General features: G+C 62.5%; 19 protein-coding genes and 1 tRNA gene. 12 read left to right on the forward strand and 8 right to left on the reverse strand.

Translation table 11 applies throughout. From position 1 onward, the window contains the following. Positions 1–106: 106 nt before the first annotated feature. The 5 genes from FJ867_RS14750 to FJ867_RS14770 form a co-directional block, all read right to left on the reverse strand. Entirely contained in the window at positions 107–1,249 is a 1,143-nt protein-coding gene (locus FJ867_RS14750) for a substrate-binding domain-containing protein (protein WP_140496521.1), read from the reverse strand. Between the two features lie 76 nt (positions 1,250–1,325). Further along, on the reverse strand, positions 1,326–2,810 hold the full coding sequence (gene aldA, locus FJ867_RS14755; RefSeq protein WP_140817743.1) for an aldehyde dehydrogenase: 1,485 nt from the start codon (positions 2,808–2,810) through the stop codon (positions 1,326–1,328). Between the two features lie 41 nt (positions 2,811–2,851). Further along, positions 2,852–3,883 (reverse strand): 4-hydroxythreonine-4-phosphate dehydrogenase PdxA, encoded by a 1,032-nt coding sequence (pdxA, locus tag FJ867_RS14760; protein WP_210242308.1) that lies wholly within the window; start codon positions 3,881–3,883, stop codon positions 2,852–2,854. A 223-nt stretch (positions 3,884–4,106) separates the two neighbouring features. Then, positions 4,107–5,189 carry a four-carbon acid sugar kinase family protein gene (locus FJ867_RS14765; RefSeq protein WP_246675052.1) on the reverse strand — a complete coding sequence of 361 codons (1,083 nt, stop codon included), beginning with the start codon at positions 5,187–5,189 and terminating at the stop codon, positions 4,107–4,109. A gap of 4 nt (positions 5,190–5,193) precedes the next feature. Beyond that, positions 5,194–5,922 carry a DeoR/GlpR family DNA-binding transcription regulator gene (locus tag FJ867_RS14770; protein WP_348640502.1) on the reverse strand — a complete coding sequence of 243 codons (729 nt, stop codon included), beginning with the start codon at positions 5,920–5,922 and terminating at the stop codon, positions 5,194–5,196. On the opposite strand from FJ867_RS14770, the gene FJ867_RS29365 reads away from it, so the two are divergent. Continuing rightward, positions 5,839–6,033, forward strand: a complete 195-nt coding sequence (locus FJ867_RS29365; protein ID WP_348641383.1) for a hypothetical protein — start codon at positions 5,839–5,841, stop codon at positions 6,031–6,033. The genes FJ867_RS14770 and FJ867_RS29365 overlap by 84 nt on opposite strands. 782 nt (positions 6,034–6,815) lie before the next feature. Here the strand turns inward: FJ867_RS29365 and FJ867_RS14775 are convergent. Continuing rightward, positions 6,816–6,891 (reverse strand) — tRNA-Phe (locus tag FJ867_RS14775). A 171-nt stretch (positions 6,892–7,062) separates the two neighbouring features. Then, on the reverse strand, positions 7,063–7,935 hold the full coding sequence (locus FJ867_RS14780) for a helix-turn-helix domain-containing protein (RefSeq protein WP_140501013.1): 873 nt from the start codon (positions 7,933–7,935) through the stop codon (positions 7,063–7,065). 104 nt (positions 7,936–8,039) lie between these two features. Between FJ867_RS14780 and FJ867_RS14785 the strand changes: the two genes are divergently transcribed. The 5 genes from FJ867_RS14785 to FJ867_RS14805 all read left to right on the forward strand — a co-directional run bounded on the left by FJ867_RS14785 (position 8,040) and on the right by FJ867_RS14805 (position 14,317). Beyond that, positions 8,040–9,311, forward strand: a complete 1,272-nt coding sequence (locus tag FJ867_RS14785; protein WP_140817745.1) for an extracellular solute-binding protein — start codon at positions 8,040–8,042, stop codon at positions 9,309–9,311. 160 nt (positions 9,312–9,471) lie between these two features. After that, positions 9,472–10,332: a sugar ABC transporter permease gene (locus FJ867_RS14790; protein WP_140501017.1), complete on the forward strand. Its 861-nt coding sequence runs from the start codon at positions 9,472–9,474 to the stop codon at positions 10,330–10,332. Then, on the forward strand, positions 10,329–11,165 hold the full coding sequence (locus FJ867_RS14795; protein WP_140817748.1) for a carbohydrate ABC transporter permease: 837 nt from the start codon (positions 10,329–10,331) through the stop codon (positions 11,163–11,165). The genes FJ867_RS14790 and FJ867_RS14795 overlap by 4 nt, the downstream gene beginning before the upstream one ends. Before the next feature lie 8 nt (positions 11,166–11,173). Next, entirely contained in the window at positions 11,174–12,253 is a 1,080-nt protein-coding gene (ugpC, locus tag FJ867_RS14800) for a sn-glycerol-3-phosphate ABC transporter ATP-binding protein UgpC (protein WP_140817750.1), read from the forward strand. Between the two features lie 36 nt (positions 12,254–12,289). After that, on the forward strand, positions 12,290–14,317 hold the full coding sequence (locus FJ867_RS14805; RefSeq protein WP_140817752.1) for an aldo/keto reductase: 2,028 nt from the start codon (positions 12,290–12,292) through the stop codon (positions 14,315–14,317). Between the two features lie 37 nt (positions 14,318–14,354). Here FJ867_RS14805 and FJ867_RS14810 read toward each other — a convergent pair whose 3' ends face one another. Continuing rightward, the gene (locus FJ867_RS14810) at positions 14,355–15,263 is read right to left on the reverse strand and encodes an AraC family transcriptional regulator (RefSeq protein ID WP_181165447.1); all 909 of its coding nucleotides are present in this window, start codon (positions 15,261–15,263) and stop codon (positions 14,355–14,357) included. A 211-nt stretch (positions 15,264–15,474) separates the two neighbouring features. Between FJ867_RS14810 and FJ867_RS14815 the strand changes: the two genes are divergently transcribed. From FJ867_RS14815 to FJ867_RS14840, 6 genes are all read left to right on the forward strand, one after another. Beyond that, positions 15,475–16,941, forward strand: coding sequence for an alpha-glucosidase/alpha-galactosidase (locus tag FJ867_RS14815; protein ID WP_140525555.1), 1,467 nt, complete (start codon positions 15,475–15,477; stop codon positions 16,939–16,941). 110 nt (positions 16,942–17,051) lie between these two features. Continuing rightward, on the forward strand, positions 17,052–19,133 hold the full coding sequence (locus tag FJ867_RS14820; protein WP_140525556.1) for an ABC transporter substrate-binding protein: 2,082 nt from the start codon (positions 17,052–17,054) through the stop codon (positions 19,131–19,133). A gap of 112 nt (positions 19,134–19,245) precedes the next feature. Next, positions 19,246–20,253: an ABC transporter permease gene (locus FJ867_RS14825; protein WP_140525557.1), complete on the forward strand. Its 1,008-nt coding sequence runs from the start codon at positions 19,246–19,248 to the stop codon at positions 20,251–20,253. Beyond that, on the forward strand, positions 20,254–21,390 hold the full coding sequence (locus FJ867_RS14830; RefSeq protein ID WP_140525558.1) for an ABC transporter permease: 1,137 nt from the start codon (positions 20,254–20,256) through the stop codon (positions 21,388–21,390). Between the two features lie 10 nt (positions 21,391–21,400). Continuing rightward, positions 21,401–23,068, forward strand: coding sequence for an ABC transporter ATP-binding protein (locus tag FJ867_RS14835; protein WP_140817754.1), 1,668 nt, complete (start codon positions 21,401–21,403; stop codon positions 23,066–23,068). Between the two features lie 19 nt (positions 23,069–23,087). Continuing rightward, the gene (locus FJ867_RS14840; protein ID WP_140817756.1) at positions 23,088–24,458 is read left to right on the forward strand and encodes an alpha-glucosidase/alpha-galactosidase; all 1,371 of its coding nucleotides are present in this window, start codon (positions 23,088–23,090) and stop codon (positions 24,456–24,458) included.

Raw genomic sequence — 24,458 nt, forward strand, 5'->3', positions numbered from 1 at the left:
AGGAGCCAGAGCAATTCCAGGAAAAGTGTGTACGGTTTTCCGTCTGGAATTGCGCAAAAACAAAGAGATAGAGCGGTTCGTCGTTTCCGTGAAACGGTGAACTGCTCTAGAAGCACTCGCCGTTGCAGATTTTCACCACCGAAGCCGGCGCATCTTCCTTGGTGACCTGCTTGAGGGCACTGAGAAGGTCGAGCTTCTTGACGCGCAACGTCGGTACCGAAATGTACGGCGGGACGTCATGTCCAAGCAGAGCAAGCGCGGCCGCCTTGGCCTCCGCGACACCCTGGTCATAGGGGCGTTGCGCACCCACGGCCAGAAACTCGCCACGTGCAACGTTCAGCGCGCTGTCTGCGGCAATGTCATTCGTGGTGATGACGATGTCGCGGCCGAGTGTCTTGGCCGCGGCCACGACCTGCTGCGCGGGCGTGTCCCAGGCAACGAAAATGCCCTTCATGTCGGGATGCGCCGTCAACATGGCGGTGGCGACCTCGTAGGCCTTCTCGGGCGCGGTGAAGGTACCGACGTCCGCGACCTTGATGTCGGGGTGTTCGCCGAATGCCTTGAGTGCGCCGACCTTGCGGGCCGCGACCGAGTAGTAATAGTCATAGACCAGCGTGATGATGCCGACCTCGCCCTTGCCACCAATGGCTCCGACAAGTTCCTGCGCGGCGAAATAGGCGTTCTTCTCATTGTCGGAAGCGACAACGGACACATAATCCTTGCCCGGCGCCATATCGACCGGAACGTTGTCCATGAAAACAAGCTTGATGCCGGCTGCCGCCGCCTTCTTGTAGGCTTCGGATTCGGACTTCGGATCGATCGGGATCGAGAAGATCACATCCGGCTTGCGTGCGATCATCTGCTCGAGATCGCTGATCTGCTGGCCGGGCTGGAACTTGGCGTCGGTGGTTCCGACAACCTCGATGCCAAGGTCCTTGAGCGTGTTCGAGATCCCGGCCACCTGCAATTGAGGCCAGCCGGCATCCATCGTGTGCATCACCAGCCCGGCGGTGAACTTTCCGGCCTTCAGCTTTGCAAGGTCGGCATCGGAGAATTTCAGCACGTCTGGCGACACCGCCGGTGGACCGTCAGGGAAGCCCGGAACGGGTTGGCCTCTCGGCGACAGGGGCAACGGCTCAAGCAATGCCTTTGCTTCCGGTGGAATGGTGTCGTCGGCGATCGCCGAAGATGCGGCCAGTCCTGATAGTGCCACGGCCAAAGCCGCCGCCATGAATCCACGATAGTGCATTTTATTCCTCCCGATGAGATGAAACGGCCATTGCGGCCGGGTAGCGACCTGGCTGGTCGTACTGGCTGGGCGCTGTTCAGCGCCCGTAAGGCATCAATGCCGCCGTGGCGGCACCCGAGTAATTCACGTAGACCGTCTTCTTGCGCATGTAGCTCTCGAGCCCGTGTACGCCGTCGTCACCGCCCAATCCGCTCTCGCGGAAGCCGACATGGAAGCCCTGCAGCATTTCTGGCCCGATCCGGTTCACATAGATTTCGCCAAACGAAACCTCGTTGACGGCGTTCATGACGCGACCAAGATCGTTGGTGAAAAGATAGGCCGACAGGCCATAGCGACTGGCATTGGTGATGCTGACTGCCTCCTCGAAGGTGTCGAAGGGCATGATAGGCACGACCGGGCCGAAGATTTCCCGCGTCATGATCGGCATGTCGGGCGTCACGTCGGTCAATACGGTCGGATTGAGCCAGTAGCCGCCGTCGATCGGCGCCTTGGCCGGGCGTCCGCCGGCCAGAGCCAGCTTCGCGCCGCCCGCGACGGCTTCCGCCAGGACCACCTCCACCTTTTCCAATTCCTCACGGCTGACTTTGGGACCGATATCGGTATTCGCCTGCATAGGGTCACCGACGACCAGCGACTTCGAGAACTCCACGAAGCGCATGACGAACTGATCGTAAATCGAACGGTGAACGAGCGTGCGTTCGTTGCATATGCAGACCTGCCCGCAATTCATGTAGCGCGAAGTGGCCGCCGACCGCACCGCCAGGTCGAGATCGGCATCGGCCAGGACGATGAAGGGCGCCTTGCCGCCAAGCTCCAGCGAAACGGGCGTCAGGTTGCGCGAAGCATTCGCCATGATGCGCTTGCCGGTCGGCACGCTTCCGGTCATGGTGATGAGGTCGACGCCGGGTTCCGTGCACAGCACCTCGCCTATGGTTTCGCCTCGTCCTGTTATGATGTTGACCACGCCGTCCGGCACGCCCGCTTCCACAAAGATGCGAGCCATTTCGAGCGCCGAAAGCGGCGTGTCTTCATGCGGTTTGAGGACGATGGTGTCGCCGGCGATCATGGCGGGCGCCACCTTTCGGCTGACCAGGGCGCTCGGATAATTCCAGGGAATGATGGCGGCGACGACGCCTACGGGTACGCGCTGGATCCAGACCTGCTCTCCCGCGTAGTCGGATGGCAGGATCTCACCTTGAATGCGGCGGGCAAACTCGGCGTAGTAGTCGAAGAACTCGGCCGCACCGCCGACTTCACCCATGGCCTCATTGATCGGCTTGCCTTGTTCCCTGACGACCACCTCGGCCAGACGTCGGGCGTTCTGCCGGATCAAGACCGCGATCCGCTTCATGATCGCCGCACGAGCGAGGGGTGATTTGAGCCCCCAGGCTTTCTGCGCCTTACGGGCTGCCTCTATCGCCTGGCGAGCCTGATCCGGACTTGCCTCGGGCACGTCGACAAAAGCCTTGCCGTTGGCCGGGTTGATCACCGGGCGCGTGCCGGCTTCGCCGGTGACAAATCTGCCGTCGATCAGCATGAGATGGGACTTCTCTACAGCCATGGTTCGATCCGCTTCTTCGTGCGTTGCAGGCGTGCCGGCGCCTAAGGTTTGGATTTTGCCGCGGCCATCTGGACGGCGAACTCGATCGCCTCGACCAGGCTGTCCTCGTTGGCGATGCCCTTGCCGGCGATATCGAAGGCCGTGCCGTGGTCGACGGAGGTGCGGATGATCGGAAGGCCGAGCGTGACATTGACACCGGAGAGCGCTTTCCACTCACCGGTCGCGGGATCGACATTGAAGCCGAGCAGTTTCACCGGAACATGGCCCTGATCGTGATACATCGCGACCACCGCGTCATACTGGCGGGCACGTAGCTTGACGAAGACCGTGTCGCCCGGAACAGGTCCAATCACGGTGAAATCGGGCGATGTGTAAGAGGCGACGACCGGGGTCGTGATGTCGATATCCTCACGACCGAAAATGCCGCCTTCGCCGGCGTGCGGGTTGAGCGCGGCAATCGCAATGCGCGGATGGGCAATGCCGAGGCTCTGCAATGCCTCGACAGTCAACTCGATAACCCGGCGCAAACGAGGTTCGGTCAGTTTCGACGGAACCTGAGCCAGCGCCACATGGGTCGAGACATGGCTGACGCGAAAATCGCCATGGGCAAGCATCATCACGGAATCGCGTGCGCCTGTCAGCTCCGCCAGCATGTCGGTATGGCCGGCATAGTGATAGCCGGCCAGATTGAGCGCTTCCTTGTTGAGAGGGGCCGTAACGATGCCGGCAATCGAGCCTGCCTGGGCCAGGCGAACAGCCTTTTCGATGGCCAGGTAGGCAAGACGCCCGCCTTCGGCCGACATGACGCCCGTCTCTATGGGGGTCCGCTCTGGTCCGGCCTCAAGAATGGCCACGGGCGGAAAATGTCCGGTGGGCGAAGCCGACGGTTCTTCCCGCTCGATACGTCCTGAGATGGACTCTAGCGCGCGCATCGCGGTGGCGCTGCCGATGATGAGAAGCGACAGTGACCCGTCGGCCAGGCGCGGTTTCAGCCGTGCGCATGCCTTCGCGATGATCTCGGGGCCGATGCCCGCGGGATCACCCATAGTGATGCCGAGCCTTGGACCAGACATAAACACCCCATATCGGTCAATTGTGATCATCTTCTAATCCTTCTGGCCAGATATGCGCAATAGTTTTCTTTCGCGATCATTCGCAATCAAATTTCACGGATGATCGGACTGCGCCTCTCCCTCTGCGGGCTGAAATCTCGACCGCGCTCGGCTTCGCAGGGTTTTTTGACGCTATTTGACCGGCAAGGCGGATGTGCCGCGTCTTCGCCGGCGATCGTCCTGATCAGGAACGCGCGAGAGCGGCAAGCCTGCAGAGCAGGGCGCTGTCGCCGAACGCGCCCGATTTCGAAATCGTGGCCAGCCCCTCGAAAACGCCGCCTTTGATGACGGAAACCGGCAGCCCCGGCTCGATCTCGCTTTCGACTGTGAGTTCGACGGCGCCTAGGCTGTCGCACACCGACCGCAATGTTTCGCCGCCAGTGACGAGCAACGTGCCGGGCTTCGGCAAATCTTCGAGAAGCGAGGCAAACACCTTGCCGATATGATCCGCCACCGCGTGGCGATCACCCGATGCAGCGACGCTGACAATTGATGGCGCGCCTTGCATCATCCGCTCCGCCAAGCGCTTTCTCGCTTTGTCGATGTCGCGTTCGATAACGATATGCGCATCCGCATGCCGGGCGGCAAAGAGGGCCACCTGTCCCGCTGTGACCTCGTGATTTGTGCCGACAAGGCCAAGGAACGGCCCGGATAACGCAAGAGCAGGCTTCTGCTGTGCTTTCATGTGCCGGGCGAGTGCCGCCGCCAAGCCGCCTGTACCGACCCACAAGATCCGTGCCTCCGGCATTCCGGCCGTTGCGACGATCTTGTCCAGGTCCGTGTCCGTTTCGGCGTCGTAGAGGGTGATGAAATGAGCCGACCGTGCCCCCGGTGTTGAACGCCCGGCCGAAAAGCGCTGGCCGAGGTCGGCGAGGAGGTCAGGACCTACCATTTCGGGGCGATCGAGCCGCCATTGGCGTCCGACGCGCGTAACGCGCCCCTGAAACGGGAAAGCAGGCGCCAGCACAACGCGCTGGTACGTCCCCTTGACGATGCAGGCTTCTATTTCGGCGATGACGTGACCGCGCAAAAGGCTGTCGATCTTCTTGAAACTCAGCTGTCCGGCGGCGAGCCATGGCGCGAGCGCCTGGTGCCTGGCGACGGCCGTGGCCTCGGCGCCCTCTCGTGTGGCGACATCGACAGCCATGCGCTCCGAAAACGGACCGTCCAGTCGCCAGCTCACCCCAATGCCGTGGCCGGGCGATGCGAAGGAAACCGCGCTGTCCAGGGCGCCGGTCAGGTCATCGGCTACGACCCGGATATCCACGCCCTCAAGAGCGCTCAACTGAAGAACCTGGACGGCTGACGCGCACGACGCGGACGTTCACATCGAGCGTCCGAAGATTGGTGAGGTGAGCTTGATCGATGCCCTCGTCGGTAATGATCTGGTGGATATCGGCCAGACGGCAGATGGTGCAGAAATTGGGAGCAGTGAACTTCGAATTGTCCGCAAGCACGACGACACGGCGCGCCGCCGCGATCATCGCCTGCTTCATCGCCGCAACCTCTAGCGAGGTCTCCGTGAGCATGTCTCCGGTGATGGCATGGGTCCCAAGAATGGCCACATCGGCGTGGATGGTTCGCAGGAAATTCTCGCCGGGCTGGCCGACCAGGGTCAGTGAGCCCGGCTTGCAGGTGCCTCCAAGCATGACGAGGCGTACTTCCGGCACGGCTGCAAGTATCTGCGCGATCGCAAGACTGTTGGTAACGGCGGTAAGCGGGATAGGCGCCGCGGCGATGGCGCGGGCGACTTCCAGCACGGTCGTGCTTGCGTCGAAAATGACGCTTTGGCCGGCGCGGAGTTCCGACATCATGGCGGCACCTATGGCCTCTTTCTCAGCCCTGGCGAAATGCGCCGCGGTGGCGAGATCCGGCTCGAAGGTGGCGAGTTCCGTGCGCTGAAGCATCGCCCCGCCATGCGTTCGCTCCAGTGCTCCCTGCCGTTCAAGCATCTCGAGATCGCGCCGGATCGTCGAAGGCGATGCGCCGATGAGATCGATAAGCTCCTGAACGCCTACGGCTCCTTGCCGTTTAAGGCATTCGAGGATGAAGGCATGACGCTTGGCCGGAATCAAATCGACCCGTCCGCGCCCGCCATCGTCTTCCCGTGACCCGGCGGACGCCGAGGGCGCCATGTCCTCCACCGCTGATTTTCGGACATTCCTAGCCACGTTTGTATCTCCGCACGGCGTCGCAAACGCGCTCGCCTGAATCACGGCGAGCGATCTGCCGCAAATATCATGAATCCATCCAGCAAGCCCAATCGTTTGTCATCTTGGTGGGCGAATTCCCACCGTTTTGGCTTCGTTAGAATTACTTTGACCGATTTTTGACCGCCGGCGTTAATCGAATGACGTCAGTCTTCGTCAATGAAAGTTGAAAACGAGCAGTTTTCGTCAAAAAGATGAAAATGGAGTCAGTGACGCAAGGTCCCCTGTAGGCTTCCGTCGCGGACGGGGTTGAAGGAACACTGTCTTGCTAGTCAAGCCTGAAATCGGCCATCGTGGGCGTCGCTGCCGCGGCCTCGGATGTCAAGCGCCCCGCAGGGAAGGCAAGATGATAGGCGCTAAGGCGAGGAATCCCGACGCCAAGCTCCTCCGGCTCGAAGCCAAATTTAACGAACTCATCGAAAAGGTGGGGCGATCGCCGAAGGCCTTGCCATTTGGCAGGATCGGAAGCCGCCATTCAAATGGCGCTGCAGGCATCGCCAGATCGGCTCGGTGATAGACATGGCCAAGTTCCGCCCGGCGGCTTGGCGGCGGTTAAGAATTTCGACGCCGAGGCGAAGGGCGGCGAACGGAAATTGTCAAACCGGTCTGAGAAAAGCGTCAAACTCTGGAATTCGCCGCTATGACGCGATCCTAAAAAGACTTGAATATCAAAGGTATAAGGATGGTGCCCAGAGGCGGATTCGAACCACCGACACGCGGATTTTCAGTCCGCTGCTCTACCAACTGAGCTATCTGGGCCTGTTCCGGCTTACGAAAACTCGCGCTCCGGATTTCATGGAAGCGCCGTGGGCGTCCCTTGAAAGCGCGTGGGTTATAGCATGGGAATCCGGCCTGTCCAGCGCCCAGATGTGGATTTCCGGCAGGAAAAGAAGTGCCGCCCGATGCGCTGGTTTCCGCGCCACGCCGCCGCTATCTGGCGCCCGCCAATCCCTTGCGAAAATCCGTAGGTGTCATGCCGGCGAGCTTCCGGAACGACTTGTTGAAGGCGCTGAGCGAACCGAAGCCCGAATCCATCGCGACCCTGAGCACATTGGCGTCCTGGTGCATGAGCAGCGCCTGCGCATAGCTCAGCCGCAACAGGTTGACATATTCGTTGAGCGTCATGCCGGTCGATTTCTTGAAGATGCTCATGGCGTATTTGGGATGGAGGTCGGCGGCCGCCGCTATGTTCATGCAATCGATGTCGTAGAGGAAATTCTCGGCGATGAAATCGCACATGCGCCCGACATTGCGCGACGACTGCTGGTCGAACGGGCTGCCCGCTTCCTGTCCGGCCGCGTTTTCCGGCACCAGCCTGTAGGGCTCGAACCGTACCCGCTCCAGCCGCAGCAACAGTTCGTTGACGGCGTGCTCCGCCCTGGCCGGGTCGCCGGAGCGGGCGTAGCGGTTCCAGCGGTCGAAATTATCGTTGTCGGACTGATCCGTGGCGCTGGTCACCAGCGTGGCACCCGTCATCAGCCGGTGACGTATGTCAGCCGGCAGATGCAGCCGGAAGAAATGCACCAGCGGCAGATGCGCGCCGGCATAGATGGCGTCGTCGCTCAAATCGTCCATCTGGTGCGGCAGTCCGCCCCAGAACAGACACATCTCACCGGCCGAAAGCGAGATTTCGTGGTCGTTCATGCGGTAATGCACGCTGCCGCGCACGATGAAGTTCACCTCGACCTGCGCATGCCAATGCGGCTTGAGCATCACCAGGGGAGCGGTGTGGAACATCTGCAACAGCAGCGGCATTCCTTCCACGCTGCTGGCGCCAGGCTGGTAAAACGGCCGGTCCGGCATCTTACTTTCCGCCAATTTCGTATTCCCTTTGTCGGGGACAAGCCTTCCGCGCCGCATAGTCTAGCCCGGCTCGCAGAGAGAGCAAATGAAACGGGAGGATTTCAATGCGCATCACACTGTCCTGCGCCGCGCTCGCGCTTGCCTTGGGTTCAGCCCCGGCCTTCGCGCAATCGGGCGAAATCACCATCTGGAGCTGGAACATCGCCGCCTCGTCGCTGAAGGCGACGATTGCCGGCTTCAACAAGCTGCATCCTGACATCAAGGTCACCGTCCAGGATCTCGGCAACCAGCCGACCTATGACAAATCGATCGCCGGATGCGCCGCCGGTGGCGTCGGCCTGCCTGATGTCGTTACCATCGAGAACGGCGAGGCCGAGAATTACTGGAGCCAATTTCCCGATTGCTTTGTCGACCTGCACACGCTGGGCTACAGCGCCGAGGACCAGGCGAAATTCCCCGATTTCAAGCGCACCGAGCTCGAGGTCGGCGACAGGGCCTATGCGATGCCGTGGGATTCCGGCCCGGTCGCCGCCTTCTACCGCCGCGACTTCTACGAAAAGGCCGGCGTCGATCCGGCGTCGATCAAGACCTGGGACGATTTCATTGCCGCCGGCAAGAAGATCCAGGCCGCCAATCCCGGCGTCACCATGACCAACGCCGACTTCAACGGCGACACCGAATTCTTCCGCATGATCTCCAATGAACAGGGCTGCGGCTATTTCTCCGAGGATGGCCAGTCGATCACGGTGAACCAGCCGAAATGCATCGATACGCTGGCCAAGATCAAGGAGATGAAGGACGCCGGCGTCATCTCGTCGGCCGATTGGGGCACAAAGATCACCAACAACACCGCCGGCACCGTCGCCACCCAGGTCTATGGCGGTTGGTATGAAGGCACCATCCGCACCGAATCGGCCGGCGAAAACGGCAAATGGGGCGTCTACCTGATGCCGAGCCTTACCGCCGACGGGCCACGCGCCGCCAATCTCGGCGGGTCGTCGCTGGCCATCACTTCGGGGTCGAAGAACAAGGAAGCGGCTTACGAGTACCTGAAATACACGCTCGAAACCAATGAGGGCCAGATCACCATGCTGAAGGAGTTCGGCCTCGTTCCCTCGCTGGTGTCGGCGCTGAACGACCCCTACGTCTCTGAAGGCCTGCCCTATTGGGGCGGCCAGGCGGTGTGGAAGGACATCCTCGCCACTCTGCCCAAGATCGTCCCCAGCCGCGGCACGCAGTTCCAGAGCGATGCCGAAATCATCATGCGCGCGGTGCAGACCAAATATCTCGCCGGCGGCTATCCCGATGCCAAGGCGGCACTCGACGATGCCGCCGGCCAGATCGCGGCGGCGACCGGACTGCCGGTCAAGTCATAACCTCCCAGACGGGGTCCGGGCAGGCATGCGCCGCCCGGACCCGACCGCGGCCCGCGGGGCTTCCTCGCGGGACGTGTGAAATGTCGCATGTCCCGACCAACCGGTTGCCGCTGCGCGCGGGACCACAGCTTGAAACGCCGACGAGAGGAGGAGGAGCACGATGCGCAACCGCAACGCCACGGCCTATCGTTTCCTCGCGCCCTATTTGCTGATCTTCTCCGTCTTCTGGGTATGGCCGATCATCTCTTCGTTCCTGATCTCGTTCCAGGCGACGCGCACCGTGCCCTGGCGCTTTGCGCCCGGCTTCAACTGGGGCCGGCTGATCGGCGATCCGGCCTTCTTCAATGCCTTGAAGAACACGCTGCTCATCCTCGTCATCCAGGTGCCGGTGATGATCGCGCTGGCCATGGTGATGGCCGTGCTTTTGAATTCGCCGCTCCTGAAGGCGAGGGGACTTTACCGCTTCGCCTTCTTCGCTCCCGTGGTGGTCGGCGAGGTCGCCTATTCCGCGGTGTTCCGGCTGATGTTCAACCTCGATTTCGGCATCATCAACAAGCTCCTGAACAGCGTTGGGCTGCCCAAGATCGACTGGTTCTCCAATGTCACGCCGGCCATGGCGCTGATCATGATCGCGGTCACCTGGCGCTGGGCCGGCTACAACGCCATCATCCTTCTGGCCGGCATGCAGTCCATCCCCGAGGACGTCTACGAGGCGGCGACGCTCGACCGGGTCAGCAAGCTCAAGCAGTTCTTCTTCATCACCTTGCCGCTGTTGAAGCCGGTCATCGTGTTCTGCACCGTGCTGTCGATCATCGGCACCATGCAGCTGTTCACCGAGCCGTTCCTGATCACCGAACGCGGCGGACCGGGCGGCGGCACCGAGACGCTCGGCCTGCTGCTCTATCGCCAGGGCTTCCGGTCGCTCAATTTCGGCTACGCCTCGGCCGTCGCCTACACCATGGCGGGGCTGGCGATCGCCATCACGCTGGTGCAACTGTGGCTGACGAGGGAACCGAAATGAGCTCGCTCGCCTCGGCCAGGCTGAAGCGCAGCCTCTTGCTGCATCTTTTCCTCACGCCACTGGCGCTGATCTGGCTGTTTCCGCTATGGATGATGGTCGTGTTCTCGACCATGCCGGACAACGGCATCTTCAGCCCCGGCATCGAGTTGCTGCCGCACGGCAATTTCGTGGACAATTTCAACAACCTGCAGCGCGACACCGACTTTGTCGGCGCGATTTTCATCTCCGTCTCGGTGGCGGTCACCTACACTTTTCTGTCGGTGCTGCTGACGTCGATGGCCGGCTGGGCGCTGGCGCGTTACCGGTTCGTCGGCAAGGGCTTGGTCGTCGCCATCATCCTTGGCACCATCACGCTTCCCTATGCGGTGGTGCTGATCCCGCAATTCATCATGGTGGCGCGCGATTTCAAGCTCGCGAACACCTGGGTGGCGCTGATCGTGCCGCCGCTGTTCAATTCGCTGGGCGTGCTGTTCATGCGCCAGAGCTTTTCCATGTTGCCCGATGACCTGTTCGACGCCGCCCGCGTCGAAGGCGTGAAGGAGTGGCGCATCTTCGTCTTCATCGCGCTGCCGCTGGCGCGGCCGATGCTGGCGGCGCTCGCCATCATCCTCTTCCTCGCCTCCTGGAACAATTATCTCTGGCCGCTTTTGATCAACAGCCAGCCCGGCGCGATGACCGCACCGGTGGCGCTCGGCACGCTGATCGGCCTCACCAAAGTGTCGTGGGGCGGCATCATGGCGGGCGCGGTAATGCTGACGGTGCCGATGCTGATCGTGTTCGTGCTGCTGCAACGCCATTTCATTGCCGGCATCGCCGCCGGCGCGGTCAAGTAAGGGTAGGCATGGCAACCGTCACGCTCACGAATGTCGTCAAGCGCTTCGGCGTTTTCGAGGTCGTCCATGGCGCCAACATCGACATCAGGGATGGCGAGTTCGTCGTGTTCGTCGGCCCGTCTGGCTGCGGCAAGTCCACGCTGCTCAGGATGATCGCCGGGCTGGAGGATATCAGCGATGGCGAGATCGCCATCGGCGGCAAGGTGGTCAACGATGTCGAGCCGGCCGACCGCGGCATAGCCATGGTGTTCCAGTCCTACGCGCTCTATCCGCATATGAACGTGGAGCAGAATCTCTCCTTCGGCCTGCGTATGACCGGCAATCCGAAGGCCGACACCGACCGCAGGGTGAAACGGGCGGCCGAGATCCTGCGCATCAGCGAATTGATGGAGCGCCGTCCGAAGAAACTCTCCGGCGGCCAGCGCCAGCGCGTTGCCATCGGCCGCGCCATCGTGCGCGAGCCGCAGGTGTTCCTGTTCGACGAGCCGCTGTCCAACCTCGACGCCGAACTGCGCGTCCAGATGCGGGTCGAGATCTCGCGCCTGCACAAGGAGCTCGGCACCACCATGGTCTATGTCACGCACGACCAGACCGAGGCGATGACGCTCGCCGACCGGATCGTCGTGCTGCGCGGCGGCCATGTCGAGCAGATCGGCCGCCCGCTCGATCTCTATGACAATCCCGACAATCAGTTCGTGGCCGGTTTCGTCGGCTCGCCGAAGATGAATTTCATCAAGGGCCGCGTCGTCGGCTGCGATGCGCGCGGGGTCGTGGTGGAATTCGCTGGCCAGGAGAAGACCCGTATCACGCAGCCGTTGAAGGGCGCCGCGTCCGCAATCGGCAGCAAGGTCATCGTTGGCGTGCGACCCGAACATTTTGGCAGCGCCGGAGAAGGCGACGCCGATCTTGCCGTCACCATCGATGTGGTCGAGCACCTGGGCGGTACGAGCTTTCTCTACGCCAGAACGGCCAATGGGGAGGACGTGGTGATCCAGCGCGACGCGGCCAAGGTCCCCGAGACATCAGAGATCATCGTATCCATCCGCAAATCCTACCTGTTCGACGAAAAAGGGCTGCGGCTGCGCTGATCGGCTGCCCTTTCCCATCCCGCAAGGAGAATGACAATGACTGCAACCACGCCCATCCGCTGGGGCATTCTCGGCCCGGGCAGCATCGCCAAGGCCTTCGCCGGCGGCGTCGCCGGCTCCCGCAACGGAAAGCTGGTCGCCATCGGTGCGCGCGATCCGGGCAAGCCGAGTTTGGCGCAGAGCTTTCCCGGCGCGCGCATTCTCGAGGGCTACGAAGCGTTGCTCACTGACGCGGAAATCGACGCGATCTACATTTCGGTCCCGCACCCGGGCCACGCGCAATGGGCGATCCGGGCGGCGGAGGCGGGAAAGCACGTGCTGTGCGAAAAGCCGCTGGCGCTGACCGCGTTCGAGGCCGACGCCATGATGCATGCGGCGCGCAAGGCCGGCACCTTTCTCGGCGAGGCCTTCATGTACCGGCTGCACCCGCAGACGCTGAAGCTGGTGGAACTGATCAAATCCGGCGTCATCGGCGAGATCAGGATGATCAAGTCGAGCTTCGGTTTTGCCATGCCTGATTTCATGCCGCAGCACCGGCTTTATGCCAACGACCTCGCCGGCGGTGGCATCCTGGACGTCGGCGGCTATCCCGTCTCGATGGCGCGGCTGATTGCCGGCGCCGCGGCCGGCAAGCCGTTCCTCGAGCCGGACAAGGTGACCGGCGTTGCCCATCTTGGCCAGTCCGGCGTCGACGAATGGGCCTCCGCGCTGCTGCATTTCCCGGGTGGCATCGTCGCCGAGGTCTCCTGCAGCATCTCCCTCAACCAGGACAATGTGCTCAGGATTTTCGGCACCAGGGGCCGCATCGAAGTGCCGGATTTCTGGTTCGCCGGCGGCGACCGCGATGTCGGCCTCGGCCGGATCGATGTGATCGGCGCGGACGGCGTGCGCGAAACCATCAGCGTGAACGAAAAGCGTCACGTCTATTCCTTCGAAGTCGACGCCGCCGGGGACGCCATCCTTGCCGGCCGGCAGGAGTTCGCCTGGCCGGGCATGGCCTGGGCCGACAGCCTCGGCACCTTGCGCGTGCTCGACAGATGGCGCGCGGCTGTGGGGTTGGAGTACGAGATCGAAAAGGCCTCGCGACGCACCAACACCATCGCCGACCGGCCCTTGCGATCCGGCGGCACGGCGATCGCCAAACGCGCCATTCCGGGCCTGTCGAAGCCGGCCTCGATCGTGGCGCTCGGTTTCGAGGATTTCCGCACCTTCTCCTCGGGTTCGATCCTGCTCGATGCCTTCTTCGAGGCTGGCGGCAATCTGTTCGACACCGGCTATGTCTATGGCGGCGGCTACACCGAGACGCTGCTTGGGCAATGGCTGAAGAACCGTGGCGTTCGCGAGCAGTCGGTGGTCATCGCCAAGGGGGCACATTCGCCGCTTTGCTATCCCGACGTGATCGGCAAGCAGCTCGTCCAGTCGCTCGACCGCCTGCAAACCGACCATGTCGATATCTATTTCATGCATCGCGACAATCCGGACGTGCCCGTCGGCGAGTTCGTCGATGCGATGGACCGCGAGGTCAAGGCAGGCCGCATCCGTGGCCCGTTCGGCGGCTCGAACTGGACGATGCAGCGCATGGACGAGGCGATCGCCTATGCCGAGCGCACCGGCAAGCAAAAGCCCGGCGCGCTCTCCAACAACTTCTCGCTGGCTGAAATGCTGGAGCCGATCTGGGCCGGTTGCGTGACCTCCTCCACCGATGACTGGAAGGCCTGGCTGACCGCCCGGCAGATGCCGAATTTCGCCTGGTCGAGCCAAGGGCGCGGCTTCTTCACCGAACGCGCCGGGCGCGACCGGCGCGACAATGAAGAACTGGTGCGGGTCTGGTACTCGGAGCGCAATTTCGGCCGCCGCGACCGGGCGATCGAACTTGCCGCGCGGCTGGGCAAGAGCCCGATCCATGTTGCGCTCGCCTATGTGCTCAACCAGCCTTTCCCATCGGTGCCGTTGATCGGCCCGCGCACGCTGGGCGAACTGGACGACAGCTTGCGCGCCCTCGACATCGCGCTTTCACCTGCCGATCTCCAATGGCTGGACGGCGGCAGCCGGCAAGCGGCGTAGTGCATGTCCTGCAAGGCTGCGCTGGACGGCTACGGGGTCAGGTCTCGTCGTCGGACACCCTGATGTCGCGCCTGGCCGGAACCCTCATGCTGGCATACATGCCGGTGGTGCGGAACTGGCCCGGGCTAATGCCGTAACAGCGGCGGAAGACCTTCGAGAAATAGTTCGCGTCCTCGAAGCCGCACAGGATGGCGACTTCCTTCACCGGCAGGAAGTCAGCCTTGGTCAAAAGCTTGGCGGCGCGTTGCAGCCGCTGCTGCAGCACGAACTCCGCGGGCGGGATGCCTTCGCTCTCGGCGAAGCAGCGCGAGAAGTGCGCCCGGCTGAGGCCGCTGATCGCCACGAGGTCCGCTACCGGCAGCGGCCTGTCGAGATTGGCGTTGATGTGGTCGATGACCGGCTGCATGGCGCTCTGCTTCTCGGCAAAGGCATGTGAGCCGAAGACATCGTCGTAGAGCGCCATCGCCGCCTCATAGGCGATCGCCGAAGCCGCCCCCGGCGCAGCGGCCCCGTTGATGAGACGCAGGCTGCAATCGGCGAGGTGATCGATCGTCTCCGGCTGCAGCCGGAACACGGGACCCGAGACGTCGAGGATGGATTTGTGGATGCGCAGCGCCTCCTCGCCATTCATCGAGATCCAGAAATATTCCCAGCGCTCGTCCTTGGCCAGCCAGTAGCGGTGGTTGTGCGGCACCAGCACCAGCAGCGTGTCGTTCTGCTGCAGGCGATAGTCGCGGTTCTCATAGCGAAGCCGGCCGCTTCCGTTGATCGTGTGCTGGAGCACGGTGAATGGCGTCTGGCCGCGCTTGCGCCCGTCCCAATCATAGATTTCGCCTTCGCGCACTTCGTAGCCGGTGCTCGTCGGCATGGCATGCAGGCGCTGGCGACCGCGCGGCAGCGAGATCGTGCGCATCGACTGTCCGTTGGCGATCAGATCCCGCAGCACAAAATTACCCTTGAAAGCATAATCCTTCTCTGGCCGCGCTCGCGAATAAGCGCATAATCCATCCTCGAAGAACGTGAAGAACCCGCAGTCGAGGAGCGGGCGGGAGGAGAAAAGCCGGAATTCGGCTCGATTGGCACGCGCGCCTTGGCGTGTGGCCATATCCTCCCTTGCTGCTCCTTGCCTAGCATCCGATCGGATCGAGGTGAAGGTGATGAGTTTCAAAATCGCTATTATCGGCGCCGGCAGCGTCGGCTTCACCAAGAAACTGTTCACCGACATACTGTGCGTGCCGGAATTCAAGGGTATCGAATTCGCGCTGACCGATGTCAGCGAGCACAATCTCCAGATGATCAAGGCGATCCTCGACCGGATCGTCGAGGCCAACAAATTGCCGACCACGGTGACGGCGACGACGGACCGCCGCAAGGCGCTCGAGGGCGCACGTTATGTCATCAGCTGTGTGCGGGTCGGTGGCCTCGAAGCCTATGCCGACGATATCAGGATCCCCCTGAAATACGGCATCGACCAATGCGTCGGTGACACGATCTGCGCCGGCGGCATCCTCTATGGCCAGCGCAACATCCCGGTGATCCTCGATTTCTGCAAGGATATACGCGAGGTCGCCGAGACCGATGCGAAATTCCTCAACTATGCCAACCCGATGGCGATGAACACCTGGGCGGCGATCGAGTACGGCAAGGTCGACACGGTCGGGCTGTGCCACGGGGTCCAGCACGGCGCCGAGCAGATCGCCGAGGTACTGGGCGCGAAGTCACCTCGGGAGCTCGACTATGTCTGTTCCGGCATAAACCACCAGACCTGGTTCATCGAGTTGCGCCTGAACGGGCGCGAAATCGGCAAGGACGAGCTGGTCGCCGCCTTCGAGGCTCACCCGGTCTATTCCAGGCAGGAAAAGCTGCGCATAGACGTGTTGAAGCGCTTCGGCGTCTATTCGACCGAAAGCAACGGCCATTTGTCCGAGTATCTTCCCTGGTACCGCAAGCGCCCGGACGAGATCACCCGCTGGATCGACATGTCCGACTGGATCCATGGCGAGACGGGCGGCTATCTCCGTTATTCCACCGAGACCCGCAACTGGTTCGAGACGGAATATCCGCAATTCCTCGAAGCGGCGTCGAAGCCGATCGATCCGTCAAAACGCTCCAACGAGCATGCCAGCCACATCTTGGAGGCGCTGGAGACCAACCGCGTCTATCGCGGCCACTTCAACGTCAAGAATGACGGTGTCATCACCAATTTGCCGCAGGACGCCATCGTCGAATCGCCCGGCTTCGTCGACCGCTTCGGCATCAACATGGCGGCCGGCATCACCTTGCCGGAAGCATGTGCCGCGACCTGCATATCCTCGATCAATGTCCAGCGCATGTCGGTGCATGCCGCCATATCCGGCGACATCGACCTGCTCAAGCTTGCCGTGCTGCATGACCCGCTGGTTGGTGCGGTATCGACACCGGAGGAGGTCTGGCAGATGGTCGACGAAATGGTCGTCGCTGAAGCCGCCTGGCTGCCGCAATATGCGCACGCCGTTCCGGCGGCAAAAGAGAGGTTGTCGAAATCCAGGGTCAAGACCCGCGAATGGGCGGGCGCCGCTTGGCGCAGCGTCCGCTCGATCGAGGAGTTGCGCGCCGAAAAGGCCGCGCTGAAGCAGGCCGGCTGAAAACCCAGGTGGCGGCGACGGGCCTGCGGGAGACAGGTCCGCCGCGGTCGCCGTCCGGGCAGAAGACGAGCAGCAGCAAAACAAAACGTCCGAACACGAGGGAGGAGACAATGAGGAACCTACGCAGCATTGGCATGGTCGCGGGACTGGCGCTGGGCGTCTCCGTCCCGGCGCTCAACGCTTTCGCCTCCGAGCCGACGGTCCCGCCGGTACCGGCGGCGTTTCCGGCCGAAGGCAAGATCACTTATGTGCCGCGCGAGTCCATCCTGGAGTTCAAGGCGCTGCCCGACTATCACGAGCCGGACTGGGTGACCGAGAAATACGTCAAGGCCGGCAAGCTGCCGCCGGTGAAAGACAGGCTGCCGAAGGAGCCCTTGGTTTTCAAGACGGGCAACATGCCTGATGGCATCGGCGTCTACGGCGATACAATGCGCCATGTTATCGGCGGGCGGCCGGAAGGCTGGAACTACGGCGCCGGTCAGACGCAGGGATGGGGCGGCATCGATATCGGCCTGTCCGAATGCCTGACGCGCACCGCGCCGCTGTTCCAGGTCGAGGCCAAGGACACCGAACCGCTGCCCAACCTCGCCAAAAGCTGGGACTGGTCGGCGGATGGCCACAAGCTCACCATGCACCTCGTCGAGGGTGCCAAATGGTCCGACGGCGCGCCCTTCAACTCAGACGACGTCATGTTCTACTGGGACGACGAGGTCGTCGATCCCAATGTCTCGCCGCTCAATGGCGCCACCCAGGAAACGTTCGGCGTCGGCACCACGCTCAAGAAGGTCGACGACTACACCGTCGAGTGGACCTTCAAGGAAGCCTTCCCGAAACAGTATCTCTACGCGATGGCCTACGGCACTTTCTGTCCTGGCCCCGCGCACATATTGAAGCCGCAGCATCCGAAATATTCGAAGAACACCTACGACCAGTTCAAGAACGCCTTCCCGCCGGAATATATGAACATGCCGGTCATGGGCGCCTGGGTGCCGGTTGAATACCGGCCAGACGACATCATCGTCATGCGCCGCAATCCCTATTATTGGAAGGTCGATGAGAAGGGCAATCAGCTGCCCTACCTCAACGAATTACATTACAAGCTGTCCACCTGGGCCGACCGCGATGTCCAGGCGGTGGCCGGCTCGGGCGATTTCTCCAATCTGGAGCAGCCGGAGAACTTCGTCGCCTCGCTGAAGCGGGCCGCGGAGGCGAATGCGCCTGCACGCCTGGCGTTCGGTCCACGGCTGATCGGCTATAATCTGCGCCTCAATTTTTCCGCTAATGGCTGGGGCAACCCGGACGAGCGCGGTCAGGCGATTCGCGAGCTGAACCGCAATGAGGATTTCCGCAAGGCGGTTACCATGGCGCTCGACCGCAAGGCGCTGGGCAACTCCCTGGTCAAGGGGCCGTTCACCGCCATCTACCCCGGCGGCTTGTCCTCCGGCACCAGCTTCTATGACCGCAAGTCGACGGTCTACTATCCCTTCGACCTCGAGGGCGCCAAGGCCGAACTCGCCAAGGCCGGACTCAAGGATACCGATGGCGACGGTTTCGTGAACTTCCCGGCCGGCACGGCCGGCGGCAAGAATGTCGAGATCGTCATGCTGGTCAACAATGACTACGGCACCGACAAGAGCCTCGCCGAAGGCGTTGTCGCCCAGATGGAGAAGCTCGGGCTGCGGATCGTGCTCAACGGTCTCAACGGCACGCAGCGCGATGCCTCGCAATATTCCGGGCGCTTCGACTGGCTGATCCGGCGCAACGACCAGGAGTTGACCTCCGTCGTGCAGAACACCGTGCAGCTCGCTCCCGTCGGCCCCAAGACCAGCTGGGATCACCGCGCACCTGAAAGCGGCGAGGTCGACCTGATGCCTTTCGAGAAGGACCTCGTCGACATCGTCAACAAATTTGTCACGTCTGAGGACAATGACCAGCGCGCCGCCCTCATGAGAGACTTCCAGAAGATTTCGACGGAGCACGTCTACAATGTCGGCCTGACGGAATATCCCGGTGCGCTGATCGTCAATAAGCGCTTCTCCAACGTTCCAAAGGGCACGCCGATCTACATGTTCAACTGGGCAGAGGATTCGATCATTCGAGAACGGGTCTTCGTGGCGGCCGACAAGCAGGCGAAATACGAATTGTTCCCGGAAGAGCTGCCCGGCAAGCCTGGAGACAAGGGCCCGATGTAAGTTTACCTCCCCTGACTGAGACCTCCGGCCGCGCCGCTGGCGCGGCCGGACAAAGGCAACCTCCGAACGCACCAAAAGGACGCGATCGGCAAGACGAGGAAGCGGACCGTCCATGCTGCGATTTCTGTTCATGCGCATAGCGTCGGCAATCCCGGTCCTTGCCATACTGAGCCTCGTCACCTTCGCCATCATCCAGGCACCGCCCGGCGATTATGCCGACTACATCCGCTCGCAGCTGATCAACCAGGGCGGCGCCTCCTTCGCCGAAGCCGACGCGCAGGCCAACGCCTACCGGATCGAACATGGCCTCGATAAGCCGCTGCCCGTCCAGTATCTCAACTGGATCGGCGGCATCGTCACCCGCGGCGATTTCGGCTACAGCCTCTACTACAACAAGCCGGTGGCCGACGTTGTGGGCGAGCGCCTGCCGCGCACCCTCATCCTGGCGCTTGTGTGCCATCTGCTCGCCTCGGTGCTCGGCATCACCTTCGGCATATGGGCGGCGACCCGGCAATACACCTGGATCGACTCGACACTTTCGGCCATCTCCTTCCTCGGCATGACGGTGCCGCGCTTCCTGATGGCGCTGATCATCGTCTATCTCCTGGTCTTCCAGTTCAACGTCTCGGAGATAGGCAGCTTCTTCTCGCCGCAATATGGCGGCGCGCCATGGTCGTGGGCCAAGTTCCTCGATCTGGTCAAGCATGTCTGGCCGGTGGTTGCGATCGCCACCTTCGGCGGGCTCGCCTACAACATGCGCGTCATGCGCGGTAATCTGCTCGACACGCTGAACGCCCAATATGTCGAGACGGCCAAGGCCAAGGGGTTGACCGGCAGCGCCGTCGTCATGCGACACGCCGTGCCCAATGCGCTGCATCCGCTGGTCATGTATCAGGGCGTGGTGCTGCCTTACATGCTGACCGGCGAAATCGAGACGGCGATCATCTTCGCGCTGCCGACCGTCGGCCCGGCGATCGTCGGCTCGATGGCGGTCGGCGACGTCTATGTCACCGCCACTTTCATGATGGTGCTGTCGGCGACGCTGATCGTCGGCAACATCATCGCCGACATGTTGCTGGTCCTGCTCGATCCGCGCGTGCGCCAGTTCGGGGAGAGCTAGATGTTGGCCCGCGATACATCGCCACCGCCGCTGCCGGCCGAAGGACCCGTCGAGAGACCCGCGCGCGGCAACGAGAGCTACACCGCGCTCGTCTGGCGCCGGCTGAAGCGCTCCTGGACCGGCATGGCGGGGTTCTGGCTCGTCGTGCTGCTGATCCTCATGGCGGTATTCGCCGAGTTCCTGGCGCCGATGGACCCGAAGGTGACCGATGTCGCCTTCGCGCCGCCGCAACTGCCTGCTTTCCACGACAGGGACGGCGATTTCGTCGCCCGGCCCAGGGTCTATGCGCTGGCGGATTCGGCGGATCTCGATCCGGTCACCTTTCAGCCCATCGTCGGTCCCGACTATGATCATCCAAGATTGCTCGGCCTTTTCGTCGAGGGCGCGCCCTACAGGCTCTTCGGGCTCATTGCGGCGAACCGGCATTTCTTCGGTTCGATGGACGGCCAGCCGGTGCATTTCCTCGGCACCGACAAGTTCGGACGCGACGTGCTCTCGCGCGCCATCCATGGCTCGCGCGTCTCGCTGATGATCGCGCTGACGGTGGTCTTCATCATCACCGTCATCGGCACTACGGTCGGCATGGCTTCCGGCTATTTCGGCGGTCGGTTCGATGTCTGGATGCAGCGCTTCGTCGAACTCGTGCTGGCCTTCCCGCAGCTGCCGCTCTATCTGGCGCTGACGACGCTGATCCCGGTCACCGCGCCCACCAACGTCTTCCTCGCCTTCGTCATCATCGTCATGTCGGCGCTGGGCTGGGCGCAGATGTCGCGCGAGGTGCGCGGCAAGACGCTGGCGCTTGCGCGCATTGAATACGTACGCGCCGCCATGGCGGTGGGCGCCACCGACCGGCGCATCATCATGCAGCACATTTTCCCCAATGTGATGAGCCATGTGATCGTCGCGGTGACGTTGGCGATCCCGACCGTTGTGCTGCTCGAATCCTTCCTCGGTTTTCTCGGCTTTGCGGTGAAGCCGCCACTGATCTCCTGGGGGCTGATGCTGCAGGACACCGCGACCTACTCCGTCATAGGCACCTATCCGTGGATCCTGTCGCCGGTCGGCTTCGTGCTGGTCACCGTCTTTGCCTTCAACGCGCTGGGCGACGGCCTGCGCGACGCCGTCGATCCTTATTGAGGTGGCTGGGATGACGCTCGCGCTCGCCGAACCCTTCGCACCTTCCGTCCGGCACGACCATGACGGACGCCAGGGAGAACCCGTGATCGATGCCCGCAACATCGAGGTCGCCTTCAAGGTCGAGCACGGCACCGTCGAGGCGGTCAAGGACGTCTCGTTCCAGCTCTATCGCGGCGAGACGATCGCCATCGTCGGCGAATCCGGTTCCGGCAAATCGGTGACGGCGCGCACCGTCATGGGATTGCTGTCCCGGCGCGCCACCGTTTCACCGAGATCGACCGTCTGTTATGATGGGCAGAACATCCTGAAGTTCCCCGAAAGCGCCCGGCGCAAGCTGCGCGGCAACCGCATCTCGATGATCTTCCAGGAGCCGATGAGCTCGCTCAATCCGATCTATACGATCGGCAGCCAGATCGTCGAGGCGATCAGGGTTCATCGCAAGGTCGGCCGGCGGCAAGCCTGGGCACGGGCGCTCGAACTCCTGCAGCATGTCCAGATCCCGGATCCCGTCGCGCGGCTCAAGCAATATCCGCATCAGCTCTCGGGCGGCCAGCGCCAGCGCGTGATGATCGCCATGGCGCTGGCCAACGATCCCGACGTGCTGATCGCCGACGAACCGACGACGGCGCTCGACGTCACCGTCCAGGCACAGATCCTGAACCTGATCCGCAATCTGCAGAAAGAGCTGCGCATGGCGGTGATCCTGATCACCCATGACCTCACGGTCGTGCGCAAATTCTCCGACTACGTCTATGTCATGCAGCATGGCGAGATGCGGGAGCATAACGTCACCGAACGTCTGTTCTCCGATCCCCAGCATCCCTATACGCAACGACTGCTCGCCTCCGAACCGCGCGGGCGGCCACAACCGCTGCCGGAGGGCTCCGGCACCATCCTCGAAGCGAACGGGGTGCGCGTCTGCTTCATGCTGCGTCACGGCACCTTCCTCAAACCCGACTGGCGCGAGCTGGTCGCCGTCGACGATCTCGATCTCAAGCTTTGCCGCCACGAAACACTGGGACTGGTCGGCGAATCCGGCTCCGGCAAGACCACATTCGGCCAGTGCCTGCTCAGGTTGATCGATGCCAAGCGCGGCGAGATCCGTTTCGACGGCCAGCCGATCCATGGGCTGTCACGGGCCGAGATGCGGCCGCTGCGATCGCGCATGCAGGTCGTCTTCCAGGATCCGTTCTCCTCGCTCAACCCGCGCATGACGATCGGGCAGATCATCGAGGAAGGGCTGATCGTCAACGGCATCGGGGCGACGCGGCGCGAGCGGGTCGAGCGGGTGCGCGAGGCGCTGGTAAGCGCCGGCATGCCGGGCGACATCCTTTCGCGATTTCCGCACGAGTTCTCCGGCGGACAGCGGCAGCGCATCGCGATTGCCCGAGCCATCGCGTTGGAACCGGAATTCATCCTGCTCGACGAACCGACATCAGCGCTCGACCTCTCCGTCCAGGCGCAGATCATCGATCTCGTGCGCAAGCTGCAGGACGAGCGCGGCCTGAGTTATCTCTTCATCTCGCACGATCTCAAGGTGGTTCGCGCTCTGTGCCACCGCGTCATCGTCATGCAGCACGGCAAGATCGTCGAACAGGGACCTGTCGACGAGGTCCTCACCAATCCCAAGACCGCCTACACCGAACGGCTCGTCCGGGCCGCTTTCGACGTGGCCTGAACACATGCCGGAGGTTAGCGTGGCAAGACATCCCAGGATCACTTTCATCGGCGCCGGCTCGACCGTGTTCATGAAGAACATCGTCGGCGACGTGCTGCAGCGGCCGGCGCTTTCGGGCGCGACGATCGCGCTGATGGACATCGATCCGCAGCGGCTGGAAGAGAGTGCCGTCGTCGTCAACAAGCTGATCGCGACGCTCGGCGTGAAGGCGAAAGCGGAGACCTATTCCGACCAGCGCAAGGCGCTGGCCGGTGCCGATTTCGTCGTCGTCGCCTTCCAGATCGGCGGCTACGAGCCCTGCACCGTCACCGACTTTGAAGTGCCGAAGAAATATGGCCTGCGCCAGACCATAGCCGACACGCTCGGCATCGGCGGCATCATGCGAGGCCTGAGGACCGTGCCGCATCTGTGGAAGATCTGCGAGGACATGCTCGCCGTCTGCCCCGAGGCGATCATGCTGCAATACGTCAACCCGATGGCGATCAACACCTGGGCGATATCGGAGAAATATCCAGAGATCAGGCAGGTCGGCCTCTGCCACTCGGTGCAGGGCACCGCGATGGAACTGGCGCACGATCTCGATCTTCCCTACGAGGACATCCGCTATCGCTCCGCCGGCATCAACCACATGGCCTTCTACCTGAAGTTCGAGCACCGCCAGGCTGACGGCTCCTACCGCGACCTCTACCCGGATCTCCTGCGCGCCTATCGCGAAGGGCGTGCGCCCAAGCCCGGCTGGAATCCGCGCTGCCCCAACAAGGTGCGTTACGAGATGCTGACCCGGCTCGGTTATTTCGTCACCGAAAGCTCGGAGCATTTCGCCGAATACACGCCCTATTTCATCAAGAGCGGTCGTCCCGACCTGATCGAGAAATACGGTATCCCGCTGGATGAATATCCCAAGCGCTGCATCGAGCAGATCGAGCGTTGGCAGGGACAGGCGGAGGCCTACCGTTCGGCCGAGCGCATCGAAGTCGAGCAATCGAAGGAATATGCCTCCTCGATCATGAATTCGGTCTGGACCAGCGAGCCGTCGGTGATCTACGGCAATGTTCGCAACAATGGCTGCATCACCTCGCTGCCCCGCGAGTGCGCTGCCGAGGTGCCGTGCCTGGTCGACGCCTCCGGCATCCAGTCGACTTACATCGGCGACCTGCCGCCGCAATTGACGGCGCTGATCCGCACCAACATCAACGTGCAGGAACTGACGGTGCGGGCGCTGACGAGCGAGAACCGGGAACACATCTATCATGCGGCGATGATGGATCCGCACACGGCAGCCGAGCTCGATCTCGACCAGATATGGTCACTGGTGGACGAGCTTCTTGCCGCTCACGGCGACTGGCTGCCGGCCTGGGCACGCGTGAGCCGCAAGATCCAAGCCGCCTGA

It is taken from the genome of Mesorhizobium sp. B2-5-3 (assembly GCF_006441005.1).
Classification (GTDB): Bacteria; Pseudomonadota; Alphaproteobacteria; order Rhizobiales; family Rhizobiaceae; genus Mesorhizobium.

Bases quoted from the DNA above. Each gene is read 5' to 3' on its own strand.
- FJ867_RS14820 (WP_140525556.1), top strand. From the start codon at position 17,052: ATGAGGAACCTACGCAGCATTGGCATGGTCGCGGGACTGGCGCTGGGC.
- pdxA (WP_210242308.1), bottom strand. From the start codon at position 3,883: ATGTCTGGTCCAAGGCTCGGCATCACTATGGGTGATCCCGCGGGCATC.
- FJ867_RS14795 (WP_140817748.1), top strand. From the start codon at position 10,329: ATGAGCTCGCTCGCCTCGGCCAGGCTGAAGCGCAGCCTCTTGCTGCAT.
- FJ867_RS14780 (WP_140501013.1), bottom strand. From the start codon at position 7,935: ATGCCGGACCGGCCGTTTTACCAGCCTGGCGCCAGCAGCGTGGAAGGA.
- aldA (WP_140817743.1), bottom strand. From the start codon at position 2,810: ATGGCTGTAGAGAAGTCCCATCTCATGCTGATCGACGGCAGATTTGTC.
- FJ867_RS14750 (WP_140496521.1), bottom strand. From the start codon at position 1,249: ATGCACTATCGTGGATTCATGGCGGCGGCTTTGGCCGTGGCACTATCA.
- FJ867_RS29365 (WP_348641383.1), top strand. From the start codon at position 5,839: ATGCGTTCGCTCCAGTGCTCCCTGCCGTTCAAGCATCTCGAGATCGCG.
- FJ867_RS14805 (WP_140817752.1), top strand. From the start codon at position 12,290: ATGACTGCAACCACGCCCATCCGCTGGGGCATTCTCGGCCCGGGCAGC.
- FJ867_RS14825 (WP_140525557.1), top strand. From the start codon at position 19,246: ATGCTGCGATTTCTGTTCATGCGCATAGCGTCGGCAATCCCGGTCCTT.
- FJ867_RS14790 (WP_140501017.1), top strand. From the start codon at position 9,472: ATGCGCAACCGCAACGCCACGGCCTATCGTTTCCTCGCGCCCTATTTG.
- FJ867_RS14835 (WP_140817754.1), top strand. From the start codon at position 21,401: ATGACGCTCGCGCTCGCCGAACCCTTCGCACCTTCCGTCCGGCACGAC.
- FJ867_RS14785 (WP_140817745.1), top strand. From the start codon at position 8,040: ATGCGCATCACACTGTCCTGCGCCGCGCTCGCGCTTGCCTTGGGTTCA.
- FJ867_RS14815 (WP_140525555.1), top strand. From the start codon at position 15,475: ATGAGTTTCAAAATCGCTATTATCGGCGCCGGCAGCGTCGGCTTCACC.
- FJ867_RS14830 (WP_140525558.1), top strand. From the start codon at position 20,254: ATGTTGGCCCGCGATACATCGCCACCGCCGCTGCCGGCCGAAGGACCC.
- ugpC (WP_140817750.1), top strand. From the start codon at position 11,174: ATGGCAACCGTCACGCTCACGAATGTCGTCAAGCGCTTCGGCGTTTTC.